Source organism: Arcobacter sp. CECT 8989 (assembly GCF_004116715.1).
GTDB lineage: Bacteria > Campylobacterota > Campylobacteria > Campylobacterales > Arcobacteraceae > Halarcobacter.
The window spans coordinates 42,962-61,858 of the sequence record NZ_PDKE01000008.1 but is presented as its reverse complement, the minus strand read 5'-3'; the positions used below and the strand labels follow the sequence as shown (position 1 = coordinate 61,858).

General features: G+C 28.6%; 16 protein-coding genes. All 16 read left to right on the top strand.

Annotation, left to right across the window (positions count from 1 at the left end; genetic code table 11):
* The first annotated feature begins 1 nt into the window (after position 1).
* The 16 genes from CRV02_RS08830 to nrfH all read left to right on the top strand — a co-directional run bounded on the left by CRV02_RS08830 (position 2) and on the right by nrfH (position 18,883).
* The gene (locus CRV02_RS08830) at positions 2–817 is read left to right on the top strand and encodes an AAA family ATPase (RefSeq protein ID WP_129090029.1); all 816 of its coding nucleotides are present in this window, start codon (positions 2–4) and stop codon (positions 815–817) included.
* 59 nt (positions 818–876) lie between these two features.
* Positions 877–1,209, top strand: a complete 333-nt coding sequence (locus CRV02_RS08825; protein ID WP_129090028.1) for a hypothetical protein — start codon at positions 877–879, stop codon at positions 1,207–1,209.
* Between the two features lie 10 nt (positions 1,210–1,219).
* The gene (fliE, locus tag CRV02_RS08820) at positions 1,220–1,522 is read left to right on the top strand and encodes a flagellar hook-basal body complex protein FliE (protein ID WP_129090027.1); all 303 of its coding nucleotides are present in this window, start codon (positions 1,220–1,222) and stop codon (positions 1,520–1,522) included.
* Positions 1,523–1,534: 12 nt separating this feature from the next.
* Complete coding sequence (flgC, locus tag CRV02_RS08815; protein WP_129090026.1) at positions 1,535–2,005, top strand: flagellar basal body rod protein FlgC; 471 nt, start codon at positions 1,535–1,537, stop codon at positions 2,003–2,005.
* Between the two features lie 3 nt (positions 2,006–2,008).
* The gene (locus tag CRV02_RS08810) at positions 2,009–4,420 is read left to right on the top strand and encodes a flagellar hook-length control protein FliK (protein WP_129090025.1); all 2,412 of its coding nucleotides are present in this window, start codon (positions 2,009–2,011) and stop codon (positions 4,418–4,420) included.
* Positions 4,421–5,173: a flagellar biosynthetic protein FliR gene (locus CRV02_RS08805; protein WP_129090024.1), complete on the top strand. Its 753-nt coding sequence runs from the start codon at positions 4,421–4,423 to the stop codon at positions 5,171–5,173. It abuts the gene before it with no gap.
* A 5-nt stretch (positions 5,174–5,178) separates the two neighbouring features.
* Positions 5,179–6,231, top strand: a complete 1,053-nt coding sequence (flhB, locus tag CRV02_RS08800) for a flagellar biosynthesis protein FlhB (RefSeq protein ID WP_129090023.1) — start codon at positions 5,179–5,181, stop codon at positions 6,229–6,231.
* Between the two features lie 3 nt (positions 6,232–6,234).
* Entirely contained in the window at positions 6,235–8,229 is a 1,995-nt protein-coding gene (locus CRV02_RS08795) for a lipopolysaccharide assembly protein LapB (protein ID WP_129090022.1), read from the top strand.
* A gap of 2 nt (positions 8,230–8,231) precedes the next feature.
* Positions 8,232–9,536, top strand: coding sequence for a flagellar protein export ATPase FliI (gene fliI, locus CRV02_RS08790; RefSeq protein WP_129090021.1), 1,305 nt, complete (start codon positions 8,232–8,234; stop codon positions 9,534–9,536).
* On the top strand, positions 9,533–10,897 hold the full coding sequence (locus CRV02_RS08785; protein WP_129090020.1) for a hypothetical protein: 1,365 nt from the start codon (positions 9,533–9,535) through the stop codon (positions 10,895–10,897). Before fliI ends, CRV02_RS08785 begins: the two co-directional genes overlap by 4 nt.
* A 14-nt stretch (positions 10,898–10,911) precedes the next feature.
* The gene (gene flhA / locus CRV02_RS08780; RefSeq protein WP_129090019.1) at positions 10,912–13,032 is read left to right on the top strand and encodes a flagellar biosynthesis protein FlhA; all 2,121 of its coding nucleotides are present in this window, start codon (positions 10,912–10,914) and stop codon (positions 13,030–13,032) included.
* Positions 13,032–14,501, top strand: a complete 1,470-nt coding sequence (locus tag CRV02_RS08775; protein WP_129090018.1) for a BatD family protein — start codon at positions 13,032–13,034, stop codon at positions 14,499–14,501. Before flhA ends, CRV02_RS08775 begins: the two co-directional genes overlap by 1 nt.
* Positions 14,502–14,503: 2 nt before the next feature.
* Positions 14,504–15,211 carry an HlyD family secretion protein gene (locus CRV02_RS08770; protein ID WP_129090017.1) on the top strand — a complete coding sequence of 236 codons (708 nt, stop codon included), beginning with the start codon at positions 14,504–14,506 and terminating at the stop codon, positions 15,209–15,211.
* Positions 15,198–16,907, top strand: a complete 1,710-nt coding sequence (locus tag CRV02_RS08765) for a molybdopterin-dependent oxidoreductase (protein ID WP_129090016.1) — start codon at positions 15,198–15,200, stop codon at positions 16,905–16,907. The genes CRV02_RS08770 and CRV02_RS08765 overlap by 14 nt, the downstream gene beginning before the upstream one ends.
* Positions 16,894–18,075 (top strand): MFS transporter, encoded by a 1,182-nt coding sequence (locus CRV02_RS08760; protein ID WP_129090015.1) that lies wholly within the window; start codon positions 16,894–16,896, stop codon positions 18,073–18,075. The genes CRV02_RS08765 and CRV02_RS08760 overlap by 14 nt, the downstream gene beginning before the upstream one ends.
* Positions 18,076–18,346: 271 nt before the next feature.
* Positions 18,347–18,883 (top strand): cytochrome c nitrite reductase small subunit, encoded by a 537-nt coding sequence (gene nrfH / locus CRV02_RS08755; RefSeq protein ID WP_129084729.1) that lies wholly within the window; start codon positions 18,347–18,349, stop codon positions 18,881–18,883.
* Positions 18,884–18,897: the final 14 nt, after the last annotated feature.

Here is an 18,897-nt window from a genome sequence, read left to right as displayed (position 1 = left end):
ATTGTTTAATTCAATCTCTGCACAAGCAAGTAAGCTTGTAAATTTAACAAAAAACTCATCAGTTGTCTCTAAAACTAAACTCCTTACAATAACCTCAGGAAAAGGTGGTGTTGGAAAATCAACATTTACTGCCAATATGGCATATTTACTTGCAAGAAGAGGTTTTAAGGTAGCTGTCATTGATGCAGATATTGGGTTAGCAAATATGCAAGTTTTATTTGATATAAAACCGCGATATTCATTATTTGATTATATTGAAGGAAGAAATACTATTGAAGAAGTAATATCTCAGACTTCATATGAAAATATCTCTTTAATTGCAGGAAAAAGTGGTTATCAATATTCAAGTTTAAAAGCTTCTTTTGTCTTAACAAGAATTGTAGAAGATGTTAAGACTTTGAACAAGTTTGATTATATAATCATTGATACAGGAGCTGGTTTAAACGAGTATGTACAAGAGTTTTTATCAATTTCTGATAATATTTTAGCTCTAACTACAACTGATCCATCAGCTTTAACCGATGTTTATGCATTAATAAAAATGTTATCAAAAGACAAAGAAAAACTATTGATTTGCTTTAATCATACAAAAAATTATAATATTGGCGAGACAATTTCTAAATCTTTAGTAAATTTAGCTAAAAAAAATAGGTTAAATTCAAATTTTATGGTAAAATATATAGGTAATGTGTCGACATCTGCAAATATTTCAACAACATCAAGACTAAGAAAGTTATTCGTTCAAGAGTTTACAAACGATGAAATAACTTTACAATTACAAAAAATAATCGACATTTTACTAAAAGAAATTAGGTAAATAAGGTAGTTTGTGCTAATAAGTAAGCATTATATATTTTTTATATTAGTAGGAAAAATATGGTTGTAGAAAGATTTTCTCAAAATCTTATCAATAGTGGTATATTTAGACTGTACATCGCTACAGGTTTTTTTGCAACTTTAATTTTCTTTGTAATTAATGCTGATTTATTTACACCAATGGAAATGATCTTTGGAATAATGGGTGTAACTATTATTTTGAAAGGTGTCACTAATATGATGCTTTCATTGATTATATTACTTTTTAATCTAGATAATAAAAGAGAAGAGCTAAAACATAAGTATAACGAAGATAAAATCGATGCTATGCTGGCTGAACTAAGTGTTCAAGATGCTCAAGAAAAAGTAGATAAAGCAACTTCAAATAAATAAGGAGAAGTAGATGAATATTAATTCTATTACTGATTCAATTGGATCAATCACTTCTAAACAAAATAATCAAGTAAATCAAACTGCACAATCTGAGTTAAGTTTTAAAGATATGCTAAAAGATGCGGTAAATGAAGTAAATGATACACAAGTTCAAGGGTATAATGCAATGGAAGGTATTGCTACAGGAAAGGTTAAAAACCTTCAAGAAGCTGTACAAAAAATTGAAGAGGCTGAGCTTTCTTTAAAGCTTGGACTTGAAGTTAAGAATAAAGCAATTAATGCTTACCGAGAAATAATGAAGATGCCAGTTTAATAGGAGTTTACTATGGGTTTTTTTGATGGATATGATATTGCTGTTTCTGGTATGAGTGCTCAAAGAACAAGAGTAAATATTACTAGTGCAAACATTGCAAATGCAAAAACTACACATACTGAGGATGGCGGACCATATAAAAGACAAAGTGTTGCCTTTCATGAAGTATTACTAAATCAAGATAATAAAAAAACAGATGATATTAAATCAGACTTTAATAAAGATGATAGCGATAAAAATCAATTATCTTTAAGAGGAGTGGGAGTAAAATCAATTGTAGAAGATGATTCTGATCCTGTAATGAGATATGAACCATCGCACCCAGATGCAAATGATGAAGGTTATGTTGCTTATCCAAATATTAATCCTGTTATAGAAATGATTAATCTATTGGAAGCTAGACGTTCTTATGAAGCAAATGTTACAGCGTTTACAACACATAAGAATATTGATGTGAGAACATTAGATATATTAAAAGCATAATAAATGAGTGAAGAAGTTAATTTTTTAAATATTGGTAAATCTACACAAGATACAAAAACTAGTACTAATAATAAAACTTCAGAAGGATCAAAAAAGGAAGGCATGTCTTTATTTGATTCTCTTTTAGTTAAAAACACTAAAAAAATTGAAACTTCTTCAGAAGAAACTACAAAAATAAAAGAAAAAACTCAAGAAACTACTGATTTTAAAAAAGTTGAAACTTCAAATGAAGAGATAAAAGAAAAAAGCTCGAAAAATTCTGACACAGATAGTCAAAAAAAAGAGTCTCTTCCTAGTAAATCAAATGATAACAAAAATGAATTAGATATTGACAAAAAGAAGAGTTCGAAAGAAAATATTACTGAGAATTCAGACAATAAAAAAGATATAAATAAAGTAGAAACTAAAAGTAGCAGTTCTTTATTAGATAGAATGATTCTAGAAGCTAATAAAAAAGTTAAAAATAATAGCAATCAAAAAGTTGAAGAAAAAACTTTAAAAAACGCTGATACTAAGGATTTATCTCAAAAACAAAACTCTTTATTTGATGAAGGCTTAAGTGAAAATAAATTAAAGAATAAAACTCAAATAGCAGATGAATTAAAAAGTAAAGAACAAAATGAACCAAAAGAGGGAAAAGAGCTAAAGGAATCAAAAGAGACAGTAAGTAAAAATACTGAACTTGAGAGTATATCAGATAATAAAGAATCTAAAAAATCAGATGAAAAACCTAATGATGAAAAAGTAAAACAAACTCAACCTTCTTTAATGGATCAGTTACTAAATAAAGCAAAAAAAGATTTAGAAAGTAAAGATAAAGAATCTACTTTAAATAAAGTAGAAGAAAAAAAAGACACTAAAAAGTCTATATCTCAAGTAGTAAATGAAACCAAAAAAGATTTAACTAATAAAAGTACAAAAGAAGTACAAGTAGAAAAAAATAGTTCAGTTGAAAATAAAGATGCTAAAGAAGTTAATACTCCTAAAGAAGAAAAAGTAGTTAATAATATTGAACTAAAAGATACTTCAAAAGATGAAAAATCGTTAAAAGATATTAATCAAACTTCAGTAGAAAAAAAAGAAGATAAAGTAAGTAATAATAACTCTTCAAATAAAGAAGAGAATAAAGCTATTAATATAAAAGATGAAAAAATAGCTAAAGCTTCTTTACAAGAAACAAAAGAAGTAAATACTAGTGAAGAAAAAGCAAATAAGAAAACAGATATCAATGCATCTAAGGTAGAGCAAAACACTACAAAAGAAGAACCAAAGACTAATGATTCAAAAGTAATTTCAAAAGAAGAGAAATCTACAAATATAGAAGTTCCCTCAAAGAAAACGGAAATAAATACTTCTACTAATGAGAATAAAAAAGAAGCAGGAAATTTAGCTAAATTAGATAAAGAAGCAATTGTTCAAGATGAACAAAAAATTGAAGTAAAAAAAGAGACTCTAAAACAAGAAAATACAGATAATTCAAAAGATTCAAAAACTAAATCTTTAATGGATCAACTAATAAATACAAATAAGCCTAAAACAGTCTCTACAGAAACTTTAGAAACAAATGTAAATTCATCTTCAAAAAATGGTGATTTATTAACAAATATATATTTAGGTTCACAAAAAAACTCAATTTACAATCAAATGTTATCTACTAAAAGTGAAGCTGTAAGAATTGTAAAAGAAGGAAAGAGTGCTGAAGATATAAAAAAAGGAGCAGATAAATTAGAGTTGAACCCTAAGGACTTATCTGTTTCAAAAGAAGATACAAAAGTAGTTGAAACAAAACAAGAATTAAATAAACAAACAGAACAAAAGGTTCAAAGAGATAGTATAGATAGAATGGTAATGGATCAAAATAATAAGAGAAATCCTTTATCAAGTGAAACAACATCAAAATTAAATCTTTCTTCATCTAATACTCAAGAAACAACTATTAATTTAACTGTTTCACCAAATGCAGCATTAACTATACAAAATAGAATTATTGGTGCACAACAACAAATGTCATCTATGATGTCAGATATCGCAAGAAATATGTATGAAAACTATAAGCCTCCTATTACTGCATTTAGAATTAATCTTTTCCCTGCTCAGTTAGGTCAAATTGCAATTTTAATGAAAAGTGATAGAGATAGTGGAATTAGTATTTCAATGAATATGTCTAACTCTGCAACATTAGATGCAGTAGTTGAAAATCAAGGTTCATTAAGAGAAGCTATTAATAGAAACTTTAATAATCAAACAGATGTAAACTTTGAGTTTGGTATGCAAGGTGAAAGTCAGAATAACTCTTCATCCGGAAATAATGAAGGAAATCAAGAACAGACAAATCATCAGCAGCATTCATCTACTGATATCTTAGAAGCAGTTAATGACAATAAAAATGTTGCAGATGATATAAACTATATGTAAATGGAACAACTTTTATCCTTATTAAATGAAGAACTTCTTTTTAGTTCTTTACTTCTTTTTGCAAGAATTTTAGCTTTTGTTGCTTTTATGCCTCCAGTTTTTGATCATAACTCTGTAAACCCTACAGTAAGAGTGGGAGTAGCATTTTATTTAACAATTTTTTTATACCCTTTAATTGATGTACAGGGTAACTTTTCTCAAGATACATTTATTTTGTCTTTAATTTCTGAAATAACATTAGGTTTAGTAGCTTCATTCTTTTTACATGTGATTTTTGCAGCAGTAAGGGTTATTGGAGAGTTTGTTGAGTATGCAACAGCATTATCAATGGCTAGTATGTTTGATGCAGCAAGTGGTACTAATACAGGGCTTGTAAATAGATTATTATACTTTGTTGCATTAATGCTTTTCTTTCAAACAGGAATGTATGAAATAACTATTATTATGCTTGTAAAGAGTTTTTCAATGGTTCACCTAGGAATGTTTAATATTTTTTCATATGATGGAATACAAATTGCAATAGATGAAGTTCAAAGAATGTTTGCCTTTGCTTTTGCTTTTGCATTACCACTATTTTTTATTGGTTTTATTTTAGATATTTATTATGGCTATGGTACAAAATCGATGCCAGCATTTTCTCCTTTTGTAATTACTTTTCAGCTAAAATTTGCGTTGATATTTATATTTCTTATTTTAGGAATGGAAGTTTTTACTGAGAGTTTTACAAATTATATGATAGCAAAGTTTGAGTAGGTAATATGGCAGACGAAGAAGAAAAAACCGAAGAACCCACCCAGAAAAAAATAGATGATGCCAAGGAAAAAGGTAATGTCCCTAAATCAATGGAAGTTACAGGGGCAGCAGTTCTATTATTTGGTTCAATCTATTTACTGTTTTTTTCTGGTTTTACTTTTGACTCAATAAAAAAGCTAATGCTTTTTTCTTACGGATTTATGGGCCAAGAAATGAATGAAACAGTGTTTTATTCAATAGCTTATACCTTTGTTATGACGGCAGTAAAAGCACTTTTACCTATTTTTGCATTAGTTGTTTTATTAGCTTTAATAACAAATTGGAGTCAGTTTGGATTTTTGGTAACTCCTTTAAAAATCGACTTACAAAAGCTAGATCCAATTAAAGGGATGAAGAATGTATTTGCATTAAAAAAAGCCTTGGAAGCTTTAAAACTTACACTAAAATTATTGATAATTATAGTTGTTATGTTTATAGTTTTAGCCTTAACTCATAAAGCATTCTTAGCTATGATGGATAAGGAGTTTTATGCAACATTTAATACTATTATAGAGTTGATTATATATTTTTTAGCAGCAATTCTTCTAATTATAGTACTTTTTGCTATAATAGACTTCTTTTTTACAAGACATTATTATTTTAAATCTTTAAAAATGAGTAAGCAAGAAATTAAAGATGAGTTTAAAAATATGGAGGGGGACCCTCAAGTAAAAGGAAGAATTCGTAAGATACAAATGCAAATGCATCAAAAAAGAATGATGAATGATGTTCCTGATGCAGATGTTGTAATTACAAATCCAAGTCATTATGCTGTAGCATTAAGATATGATAATACAAAAGATAATGCACCAAAAGTAGTTGCAAAGGGTATTGATTTTATTGCTTTAAAAATAAAAGATATTGCAAGAGAAAATGATATACCAATTATAGAAAATCCAGCACTTGCTAGGTCTTTACACTCACAAATTGAAGTTGACCAAGAGATACCAGGTGAGTTTTATAAGGCTTTAGCTGAAATTTTCTCTTATGTATTTGAATTGAAAAAGAACAAAAGGTAGTTTTTGAAGTTTTTTATTTTTTTTATATTAATTTTTACTTTTTCATTTGCTAAAAAAGACTTCTATTATGGATTTATTGATTCTACTGGTGAGCAGATTTCTCAAAAAAGAATCCAAGAAATTGATGATGGATTTTCAACTATTAGTAACGCTAGGCAGCTTTCTAAAGAAGGAAAAGTTGATGAAGCCTATACTCAAATCAACGCTTTAAAAGAACAAAATAAAGTAGAAATTTTATATTCAGATATTATCATTTTATATTCAGAACTAGCAATAAAGAAAAAGTCTAAAAGAATTATTATTGATGCAGCAGCTGAACTTGAAAAAGCTATCAATGATTCAAAAATACATGAGGGTGATTTAGCCCGAGCTTATATGGTATTAGTAGAGTTAAAATTAAATCTTAATAAAGCAGAAGAAGCAAAATATTTTGCAAATATTATTGTAAATAATTTTGATAATGAAGTTGTAAATGCATATGGAAAGATTTTTTTAGCAAAAGTTTATAGACATCAAAAAAATTATGATATGGCAATTAAGATTTTATATGAAGTATTAACAAAAACTACAGATTTATTAGTTGCTACTTTAGTTGCTGATGAACTGTTTGATGTGTATGTTTTAAATGACCAAAAGAAAGAAGCATATGAACTTATTTCTAAAGTATTAGAAAAAAATATGGATTATTATGCAAAAGATTCATTTTTAGCATTAGAGAAGGTTAATAGACTACTTAATGCTGATATGCCAGAATTTGCAGTTAGAATTTTAGAAGAGTTACTAAATAGAACGGATAAACCTGCATCTGTAGAAGATTTCAAATTTAAATTAGCAGAAATTTATATGAAAATGTATGATGGTACAGAAAAGTATTTAATTAAAGCAAGGGAACTTTATAAAGATATTTTAAATGATTTTGCAGGTGGAATCTATGCCGAAAAAGCAAAGATGTATATCGATGAAATTTTAATGAGACAAGGGATTTTAGAACCAGCAGCAGTTTCTGCAAAATACCCTGAGTCTGAAGCAATGCAACAAAAGGTTTTAGTTCAAGAACTTCTTAATTATAAAAGACAGGGGAAATATGATTTAATTCTAAAATCAAAAAGAATTTATGTAAAAATCTCTAATACAATTGCCCAGAGGTTTGGATATGAATCTGTAGATGAGATTTTTGATGAAGTTACAATTGATATGATTAAAAAATATTTAGCAACTGGTAAGTGTTTTTTATTAAATGAGACCTTAAATGGTGCAAGAACAGAGACATTTCAAGCTTTGATTGAAGATAAAACAACTAAGGATAAGTTTTTTGAATGCTTAGTTGAAGTTCCTTCTGAAAAAGCATATAATTTATTAAAAGATACCTTTAGTACAAGTAGAAATGCTACTATTTATTTATATTTAGAGCGAATGGCACTTTCTTTACAAAATTTTACAGATGCAAAAAGCTTTTCTGCAAAAATTGATATGGTTGATGATAGAAAGATTTTAGAAAAAGAGTTTTTATATAGATTTCTTATTAAGAATAGTGTTGGTGATTCTATTTCAATGGATAAGTTCTTTAACTATGCCCATCGAAATCAACAGTTTATTGAATCAAATAGTAATAACCCTATGATAATAGATTTTTATTACTACTACTATCTTTATTTAATGAAACGAGAGCTTAAAGATGAAGCTGAAGTAATATTAAATAAATTGTATAAAAAGCAAAAAGAGAATAATGCTCATGTATATTCTCCCTTTGTTGAACTAGAATTAGCAAAAATAGCTCAAACAAACAATAAAAATGAAGAGTCTTTAAATTTACTTTTAGATGCTCTTGATTATTCAAGAAAAATAACTCCAAATGATTTAGCACAAGTTTATTATGAGTTGATTGTGTTATACGAAGAGTTTGAAAATAATATTAAAAAAGATGAATTTATCAATAAGTGTAAATCAATTGAAGGAACAACAGATAGTTTATATAAAAAAATGTGTGATGAGATGTAAATATGGATATTGATTCATTATTAAATAGTATTGACTCAACTGAGCTTTCTATCCCTTTTGGAAGAATTAAACATATCTCTTCAACTACAATAAAAGCTTCTGGAATAGAAGTTGCTGTAGGTGATATCGTAAGAATTGAGTCTCAACAGCATATCTATACAGTTTTAGGAATGGTGGCATCAATTGAGTCAAGTGATTTTACAATTGTACCTTTCTCTTTTATTGATGGTTTTAGAATACATGATAAGGTGTTTTTACAAAAAGATGGATTATCTGTTGAGACAGGATATGGTCTTTTAGGAAGAGTAGTAAATGCTCTAGGTGAGCCTATTGATGAAAAAGGAAAAATCAAGGATTTAGCGGAAAGTTCTGCAATTAATAAAGTCTCTATGTCACCACTAGAAAGAGGTGTTATTGATGAGAGATTTTCTACAGGAGTTAAAGCAATTGACTCAATGCTTACAGCAGGAAAAGGACAAAAAGTAGGTATCTTTGCTGGTTCTGGTGTTGGTAAATCAACTTTAATGGGAATGATTGTTAAAGGTTGTGAAGCTCAAATTAAAGTAGTAGCATTAATTGGGGAAAGGGGTCGTGAGATTCCTGAGTTTATTCATTACAACTTAAATAACAACCTAGAAAATACAATTATTGTTGCAGCAACATCAGATGAATCAGCATTAATGCGTAAATATGGTGCTTTCACAGCAATGGCTATTGCTGAGTTCTTTAGGGATAAAGGGCATGATGTTCTTTTAATGATGGATTCTGTAACAAGATTTGCAATGGCGCAAAGGGAGATTGGATTAAGTACAGGGGAACCTCCTGTAAGCCGTGGTTATCCACCTTCTGTTTTTGCTTTATTACCACAATTAATGGAGCGTGCAGGTAATAATGCCAAGGGATCTATTACTGCATTTTTTACAGTTTTAGTTGATGGCGATGATATGAATGATCCTATTGCAGATCAAAGTAGGTCAATTCTAGATGGACACATAGTTTTAACAAGGGAATTAACAGAACAAGGATTCTATCCTCCTATAAATCTTTTAAAGTCCGCATCAAGGGTAATGGATAAAGTTGTTAATGATGAGCACTATAATTATTTTTTAAAGCTAAAAAGGGTATTATCTATGATAAAAGAGAACGAAGTTTTAGTTCGTGTAGGGGCATATAAGCCTGGAATGGACAAAGAACTAGATGATGCCTTAGCAAGAAAAGAGAAAATTAGAACTTTCTTGACACAAGGTATGAAAGAACAGTATAATTTTAATGAGATAGTTACGAAGTTCAAGGAGGTATTCCAATGATCAGATCAACTTCAGAAATGTTATTTAGGCTAAATAATTTAAATAATGAACATCAGAGAATTACTTATCAAACAAGTAGTACCAAGGTATTACAATATGGTAGTGATGATGCTAATTTATTTACAAGAGATATTTACTTAGATGATAAACTAAAAGTTTATGAAGGTATTAAGTTACAAATTCAAAAAACTACAGCTCAAAATAATGTAGCAGATTCAACATTAAAAGAAATAAAAAATCTTTTAACCTACGTTAAACAAGAAGTAATAAAAGCAAGTAATGGAACAGTAGATCAAGAAGCTAAAGAAGCAATTGCTGTAAACTTAAGAGGTGTAAAAGAGAATCTTTATATGTTAGCAAATGAACAAGTAGAAGGTGAATTCATTTATGCTGGCTCAAACTCCATGCAAAAGCCTTTTTCAATGGATGATTCAGGAAAGGTTACTTATGATGGAGATGGCTTTTTAAGAAAAGTTGCTGTTGAAGATGGCTCTTATCGAGAGAAAGGTATTACAGGATTTGAAACCTTTATGTATAATTCAGATGTAGGCTTTAAAGGAGAAACTTTAGAGTTTAGCAAAACTGATAGAATTATTGATGAAGATAGATTTGAATGGAAACTTGAAGGATCTTCTCCTATAACTACAGCATCTTCTTCTTCATCTAAACTAAGTTTTAACTCTAAAGACCCATTAATTGATGAAAATGGTAAAGTATGGACACTTAATGAAGGTGGCACAGCCATAGTTGATGATATGGGTAATAGTTTAGAAGTAAGTTTAAATTCATCTACTAATACTTACAGTGTAGACTTAGCAAATTTAAATATCACACCAGCTGGGTCAAGTGCACCTACTCAATTAAGTAAGGCACAGTTAACAAAATATGATGAAGAGGGAAATGCTACAAAAGATATAATGCAGGTTAAGGTTGGTGAGAATAATGACCTTGAAGTTGATTTACCTGATGTAGATGGAACAAGATTTGAAGCAAAAGGTAATACTTTTGATGTACTTGATAAAATTATCAATGCTTTAGAGCTTAAAGATTCAGATAGTAATACAATTACAAAAGACGAAGCAGATGCCGAACTTTCTGATGCCTTAGAACTTATTTCTGAAGCATTTGAGTCTGCAAATACTGGTCATGCAAAATTAGGTGGTAGAAATAAAGTATTTGAAATCTCTTTAGAAAGAGTAGAGTCAAAACTTACTCAATTTTCAATTATGTCACATGAAGTTGGTGCTGCTGATTTAACAAAATTAGCAGTAGAAGCAAAAGCATTAGAAGTTACATATACAGCTTTATATTCAACTATAAATAAAATGAATGAATTAACTTTAGTTAATTTTGTTAGATAAGTTTTAAGACCTAAATGAATATAAAACGATTTCTTTCTAAAGACTTATTTGTTGTTGCACTTTTTGTTGCAATACTAATGATTATCATAGTACCTCTACCAAAAGGGGTACTAGATTTTTTTTTAATTTTATCTTTATCTTTTTCGCTTTTAATATTATTAATTTCTCTATATATTCAAAAGCCAGCAGACCTGACAACCTTTCCTACTATTATTTTAATATTAGCTCTTTTCAGGTTATCCTTAAATATTGCCACAACTAGGTCAATTTTAAGTGAAGGTCATAATGGGCCAGACTCTGTAAGTTCCATCATCTCTGCCTTTGGAGAGTTTGTTGTTGGCGGAAATATGGTAATTGGTGTTATTGTATTTATTATTTTAGTACTAATAAACTTTATGGTTGTTACAAAAGGTGCAACAAGGGTTGCAGAAGTTACAGCAAGATTTACACTTGATTCTATGCCTGGTAAACAAATGGCAATTGATGCAGATTTAAATGCAGGTTTTATTGATGATAAAGAAGCTCAAGTAAGAAGAAAAGAGCTTATATCAGAAGCTAGTTTCTATGGAGCAATGGATGGGTCTTCTAAGTTTGTAAAAGGTGATGCAGTAGCTGGTATTATCATTACCTTAGTAAACTTAATTGGTGGACTACTTATTGGTTTATTCCAGCATGATATGACAGTTGCTCAAAGTGGTGAAATATATACAATTTTAACTATTGGGGATGGATTAGTAGCTCAACTTCCTGCACTGATTTTATCAACGGCAACTGCTGTAATTATTACTCGTTCAAATATGGATGAAGATAAGTTTGCTAATCAGTCTGTATCTCAATTAGTTAAGGAATCTAAGTCTTTAATTCTTGTTGGAGTAGGGCTTGTTTTCTTTGGTTTTGTTCCAGGGTTCCCTACAGGAATATTAGTAGTTATGGGAATTGTTTTAGCAATCATAGGTTATACAATTTCAATGATAGAAGATGGAAAAGAGAATGCTCTTACTAAACTATTTACACCAGAGACTGCTAAAAAATCAAAATCTATTGATGATAAGACAGATATTGAATCATTAAAAGAGAAGAAAAAACAAGAAGCTGCACCTGATGAAAACCAAGTTATGGAAAACATCATGAAAATGGATGTTCTTGAGCTTAAACTTGGAATCAGACTTTTACAATTAGTTCAAGGTGATTCAGAACTTCTTGATAAAATTAAAGCTATCAGAAAAACAATTGCCTCTGATTTAGGATTCGTTATTCCTCAAATTAGAATATCAGATGATGCAAACTTACCTTCAAATGAGTATGAACTTTATTTAAAAAGAATACCATTAACAAAAGGTAAAGTTGAAGTTGAAAAACTTCTTGCTATGGGTGGAATTCCAGGAAAACTAAAGGGTCTTAAAGTAAAAGAGCCTGTATTTAATCTTGATGCAGTTTGGATTGATGAGTCACAAAAAGATGATGCTTTAATGAATGGATTTACAGTTGTAGATGCCCCAACAATTATTTCAACTCATATTTCTGAGCTTATTAAGAAACATGCAGAAGATATTATTACAAGACAAGATATAGTTGATATTGTTGAAAGGCTTAAAAAAGACTTCCCAATTGTTATTGAAGAGGCTATGAAAGTGACTTCTTATGGAGCATTATTAAAAGTATGTAGAGATTTACTTCATGAGAAAATACCTATTGTTGATATGTTAACAATTATTGAAGCAGTTGCAGATATAGCAGAGTTTACAAAAGCTCCTGATGTATTACTTGAACATGTAAGAAGTAAATTATATAGACTTATTACAAATAGATTTAAAGATACTGATGATACTCTTCATATTGTTACAATAAAACCTGAAATTGAACAGCAATTTATTGGAAAATTACAAGAACAGCATGGAGTTTCTCAGTTAATGCTTTCAATTGCTGAAATCAATAACTTAGTAACTAAAACAAAAGAGTTATTAGAGCAAATAGAGACAAAAGGCTTTGGTAAGGTTGCAATGGTTGTTGACCCAATGTTAAGAAAAAGAATCTCTGAAATTTATGAGAAGTTTGGACTTCAAGTTGCAGTATTATCACATGCAGAACTTGATTCAAAAGCTAACTTTGCAATAGAAGGAACATTAGACTTTTAATGAAAACAGTAGTTAAATCTTTAATTATTATTTTTATATTAACTTTAGAATTGTTTTCAAGTGTTAAGCTTAACTCTGCAAACTCATTTGTAAAAGGGGAACCTTTTACTTTTGAGCTTGAAGTTACTGGTAGTTCAATAAAATTTCCAAAAATAGAAAAAATAGACTCTTATATTGTACAAAACTTAGGAACATCTAGGTCTTTACAGATAATAAATGGTAACTATAGTGAAAAAATAAGCCAAAAGTTTCAAATCCTACCTCAAAAAGATTTTGAAATCCCTTCTTTTACTTTTGAAATAGATGGAGTTGAAATTCAATCTTCTTCAAGAAAAATCACTCAAAGAAAAGTTAATAAAACTATCTCTAATAATTTTGATTTACAATTAAAAGCTTCAAAAGAAGAAGCTTATGTGGGTGAAGATATTTTATTAAAGTTAGTATTTAAATATAGAAAAAATCTTCAAATTACAAACTTAGGATTTGAACCACCACACTTTGAGAACTTTTGGTATAAAAAAGTTGATAATAAAAATAGAAGATATGAAGAAAATGGCTATATTGTTCAAGAGTTAGAGTATTTACTTTTTCCTCAAAAAGAAGGTAAGTTGAAAGTCAACCCTTTAGCAATAATTGTTCAGCTAGTAAATCAAAATTCAAGCTATGGGAATTTCTCTTTTCTAAGTGTTCCTGTTGAAAAAAGAGTTTATTCTAACTCTTTAGATTTTGATATTAAGCCTTTACCTAAGAGTGTAAATCTAATAGGTAATTTTGATATAAATGCAACTATTGACAAAAGTGAGATTAAAGAGGGTGAATCTGTATCATTAAAATTAGATATCAAAGGAGTTGGAAACTTTGATGACCTTGAAGATTTTAAACTTGATATTCAAAATGCAACTATTTATGATAATAAACCTCAAATAAAAACAGCATATTCTAAAAAAGGTTTTGAAGGAAGTTATGAAAAGATATTTTCAATTGTTCCTTCTTCTTCAATTACTATACCAAGTTTTAAACTAAAATATTTTGATAAAACACAAAAAAAAGTTATAGAGAAAGAAACAAAAGAGTTTAAAGTAAAAGTAAACTCATTAAATAAACAAAAAACAACTCCTATCTTAGAAAAATCAAATGAGCCTAAAGAGATAAAAAAAGTTATTGAAAAAAGTATAACTTTAAAAGATAAACTTCTATATTTTTCATTAGGAAGTTTAGTTACAATATTAATATTTGGTTTATATATTTATGCTAGGATTTACAAACAAAAGACTAAAGAAGATAAACCCCTAATAAAAAAACTAAAGTCATGTAAAACTAAAGAAGAGATGTTAAAGTTACTACTTCCTTATTTGAAATATGATTCACAATTAGATGAATTAATATTTGAGTGTGAAAAGACTAAGAATTTTAAAGGGGCACAAAAAGCCATTATCTCTTTAGTTAAACAATTAGATATCAAAGGTTAAAAATGAAATATATTTTTGCACTACTTTTTTTAGTTAACTCTTTATTTGCTTATGAATTTTATGCAAAATTAGAACCTGTAAACTCTTATGAAATAAAAGCAGCTGTAAGTGGCAAGGTTATATATGTAAATGATGAGATTGAAGGTAAAAAAGCAAATAATTCAAAAATTGTAGAGATTGATTCATATGTTGATAGAATAGATTTAAAACAATCAAAAGTAAAATTAAAAGCAGTATCTCAAATGCTAGAGATTGAAGAAAAAAACTATAATAGAATGCTTCAAGTATCATCTAAATCTGGTTTTGAAAAAGATTCTCAAAAATTAAAAGCAATAAACTATAGAACTACTAAAGCAGATATTGAAGTTAAAATTGCAAACTTAAAAGATAGTATTAAAAATAAAATGCTTAAAGAGAAAAATAGATATATCTATAATATTGCAGTAAAAGAAGGTGATTATGTTAATCCTGGAACTTTACTTTATGAAGCGAAAGATTTATCAAAAGGTAAATTAGAAATATTTGTTCCTATTGATGATATAGCAGATATTAAAACAAAAACAATCTATTTAAATGGTAAGAAAAGCGATATTAAGTTAGACAAAGTATATAAAGTTGCTGATTCAAAGCATATTTCATCTTATAAAGTAGAGATTGTTGTACCTGACCCAAAAGTATTCTCTAGGTTAGTAAAAGTTGAATTCAAATAATTTAGTAGCTTGCCCTTTAGACTGTTATGATACATGTCAGGGGTATGTTGATGAAAAAGGTAATATAAAAGGTAGTAGTGATCATTTAGTTACAAATAAAAAACTATGTGTAAACTTTGCAAACCTTTTAAAAGAAGACTTTTTAAAAACAGCATTTTATAAAAATGAAGAAGTTAATCTAGATGAAGCTTTAGATGTTTTAGTTGAAAAGTTAAGAAATACAAATAGTGATAAAACTCTATTTTACAAAGGTGCTGGAAACCTAGGAGTTATGCAAAACTGTGTAAAAACTTTTTTCGCAAAATATGGTTCTACTCTTACAAAAGGAAGCCTTTGTGATGCAATTGGTTCACTAGGTATTGAACAAGGAAGAGGTGGAATAAATGTTAACCCACCAATTGAGAAACTTATTAATAGTGATGTGATAATTGCTTGGGGAAGAAATCTAACAGTAACTTCATCTCATATGTATAATCTTGTAAAAGATAAAACCTTTATAACTATTGACCCTATTAAAACAAAGATTGCCAAAAAATCAGAACTTCATTTACAAATAAATCCAAAAACAGACCATGATTTAGCACTTTTATTAACTAGATTTGCTCATATGTCAAATCAAGAGGATGAAGAGTTTATCTCTACTCATGAAGGTGCAGATTGGTTTTTTGATTTAGCAAGGTCTAAACCAATAGTTTCATATGAACATACTACAGGAGTATCATTATCTGAAGTAACTAAGTTCTTTGAGCTAATAGAAGGGAAAAGTGTTTCTATTTTTTTAGGACTTGGACCTCAAAAATATTATGAAGGTGCTCAAATCTTTAGAACAATTGACTCTTTTGCTGCTTATATTGGAGTTCACAACAAAGAAAAAGGTGGACTTTGGTATTTAGATGACTCTTCTTATGGTTATGATAAACAGCTAGTTTCAAAGGCAAAGAAGAAAATAGCCCTTCCAACAGTAGACTTTGCAAACTTTGATTTAGTATTTATACAAGGAACTGACCCTGTTGTAACTGCTCCAAATACTAAGAAAGTAATAGAAGGACTAAAAAATAGTTTTGTTGTATTTTTTGGAACAGTATTAAATGAAACAAGTAAATATGCAGATTTAATAATCCCTTCATCTTCATTTTTAACTAAAAAAGATGTGAGACTTTCATATGGACATGAGCTAAAAGCTATTTCAAACTATACAAAAAAGAAAGATGAAAACAGTATAAGTGAATATGACTTAGCTAACTTTCTAAATGAAAAATTTGGTTTTGAAAAACTTGATGATGAAGAAAAGATTTTAGACTATTATATAAATACAAAAGTTGAAGATAGTTCATATATTGACAATTTTGAGTTCATAGAAGAGCTTGAAATTGAAGAACTATATGAAAAGAAAAAACAGAACCAATACTATTTTTTAACAGCTAAAAGAAAAGATTCTTTAAACTCTCAATTTAAAGTGGATAACTATTTATATGTAAATTCATCTTTAGGTTTTAATAATGATGATGAAGTTTTATTAAAATCTGAGTTTGGAGAAACAAAGATTAAAATAAAAAATAGTGAAGATATAAAAGAAAATTGCGTACTTGCATACTCTGGAAATAAATATGCAAATTACGTAACACCTTTTTTAACTGACCAAGAAGCAGACTCTGCTATATTTCAAGAGGTTTTAGTAGAAATTGAATTATCGTGAATTATTAACAAACTATACTGTAATTAGACAATTGTCTCTTTTACAGTTAGTAGCATACTTTGCTGCTTGGTTTTCAAATGTAGCTATTTATACTATGCTAGTGCAATTTAACTCTTCAGCTTTTGCAATCTCTGTAGTTACTGCAATGCACTTTTTACCAGCAATTATAATAGCACCACTTTCAGGGGCTATTATTGATAAATTTAAAGTGAAACCTTTAATGATAAGCCTTTTATCTATGGAACTTCTTATGACCTTACTTTTTTTAACTATTGATAGTAAAGAGGAGGTTTGGCTTTTAATGATTTTTATTTTTATTAGAATGGCAAGTGCTTCAATGTTTTTCTCAACTGAAATGTCACTACTTCCAAAACTTATTTCAGGGGTGGCTTTACAAAAAGCAAATGAAATTCACTCTATCATTTGGTCATTTACTTTTGCTGCTGGTATGGCTCTTAGTGGTATAGTTGTTAACCTAGTTGGAGTAAAGTGGGCAATTATTATAGATACTTTTATACTACTAGCTGCAATAATCCTACTTTTAAATATCAATTTTAAGATAGAAGTAATTCATACAAAAGAGAAAATTTTATCTTTAATGAAAGATGGCTTTTTATATCTAAAAAGAAATAAGTTGGTAGTTCATCTAATTATTCTACACTCTTCTGTGGGACTTACTATCTTTGATACAATAGTGACATTATTAGCTAAAAATGAGTATAAATATGTGATTTCTGTTCCCCTTGCCATTGGACTTACAAATGCTCTTAGGGCAACAGCTTTAATGATAGGTCCTTTTATTATTTCAAATTGGGTAAATAAAGATAGATTACTTTATATCTTTATCTTTCAAGGTTCAGCAATAATATTCTGGGCATTAGTTCAAAGTAATTTCTACATCTCTTTAATAGCAATATTCTTTGTTGGTTTTACTACTACAACTATTTGGTCTTATACTTATGCTTTATTGCAAGAGAAAACTGATAATAAATACTTAGGAAGAGTAATCTCTTATAATGATATGATTTTTATGGTAACTACAGTTGTAACAACTTTATTTATTGGAATAATGGCTGAACTAGTATCATTAAAAATTATTACTATAATCCTTGGCTCCGCTTTTTTTCTTGTAGCTATTTATTATAAGTGGTTAAAATCAAGAATTTAAGCTAAATTTCTAAAAATTACAAGAAAGTTACATAAAAAAACTTAACATTTTAGTTCTCCATTTTATTATAAGTTTGACTTATGTCAAATCTTGTAGTAAGCCTTGAAATAGAATGTATAACTAAAAACACAACTTAAAATAAAATAATCTTTCTCATTTTAATTATAAAAAAAACTTAACTATATATGAATACTCATTCAATTTCTTGATTAATGTCAATTTGAATATATAGAACTAATTGTATACTTTCAAAGTAAATAAAGGATAGGTGATGGAGAAGAATAAAAAAATTGTAGTTTACGGTTCAATTTTAAGTTTTCTAATTGCTTCAGCTCTTTTTGTTTACACAGTTTATGCATCAAATATGTTGTCATATTTGTCAAGTGATCCAAAAGCCTGTATTAATTGTCATACGATGAATTCTGCGTATGCAACATGGGAAAAAAGTTCACATAAAAATGTGGCAGGGTGTGTTGATTGTCACTTACCTGTAGGGGATGTTGTAGCTAAATACAAGTCAAAAGCTATAGATGGGTGGAATCACTCTGTTGCATTCACTCTTAACACTTATGAGAATAATATTCACATAAGTGATGATGGGGCAAGCCGTGTGCAAGCAAACTGTGTTAGATGTCATGCAAGTGAAAATGCAACACTGAAAATGAACGCAGACAAATATCACAGTGAAGAGGTTGGAAGTCTTGAAAATGGTCGTAAATGTTGGGAGTGTCACAAATTTGTGCCACACGGAAAAGTTAGAAGTTTAACATCAACTCCGTATAATCTTGGTGTTAAAGTAAAAGAATAAGTAGAGGTTGTTTG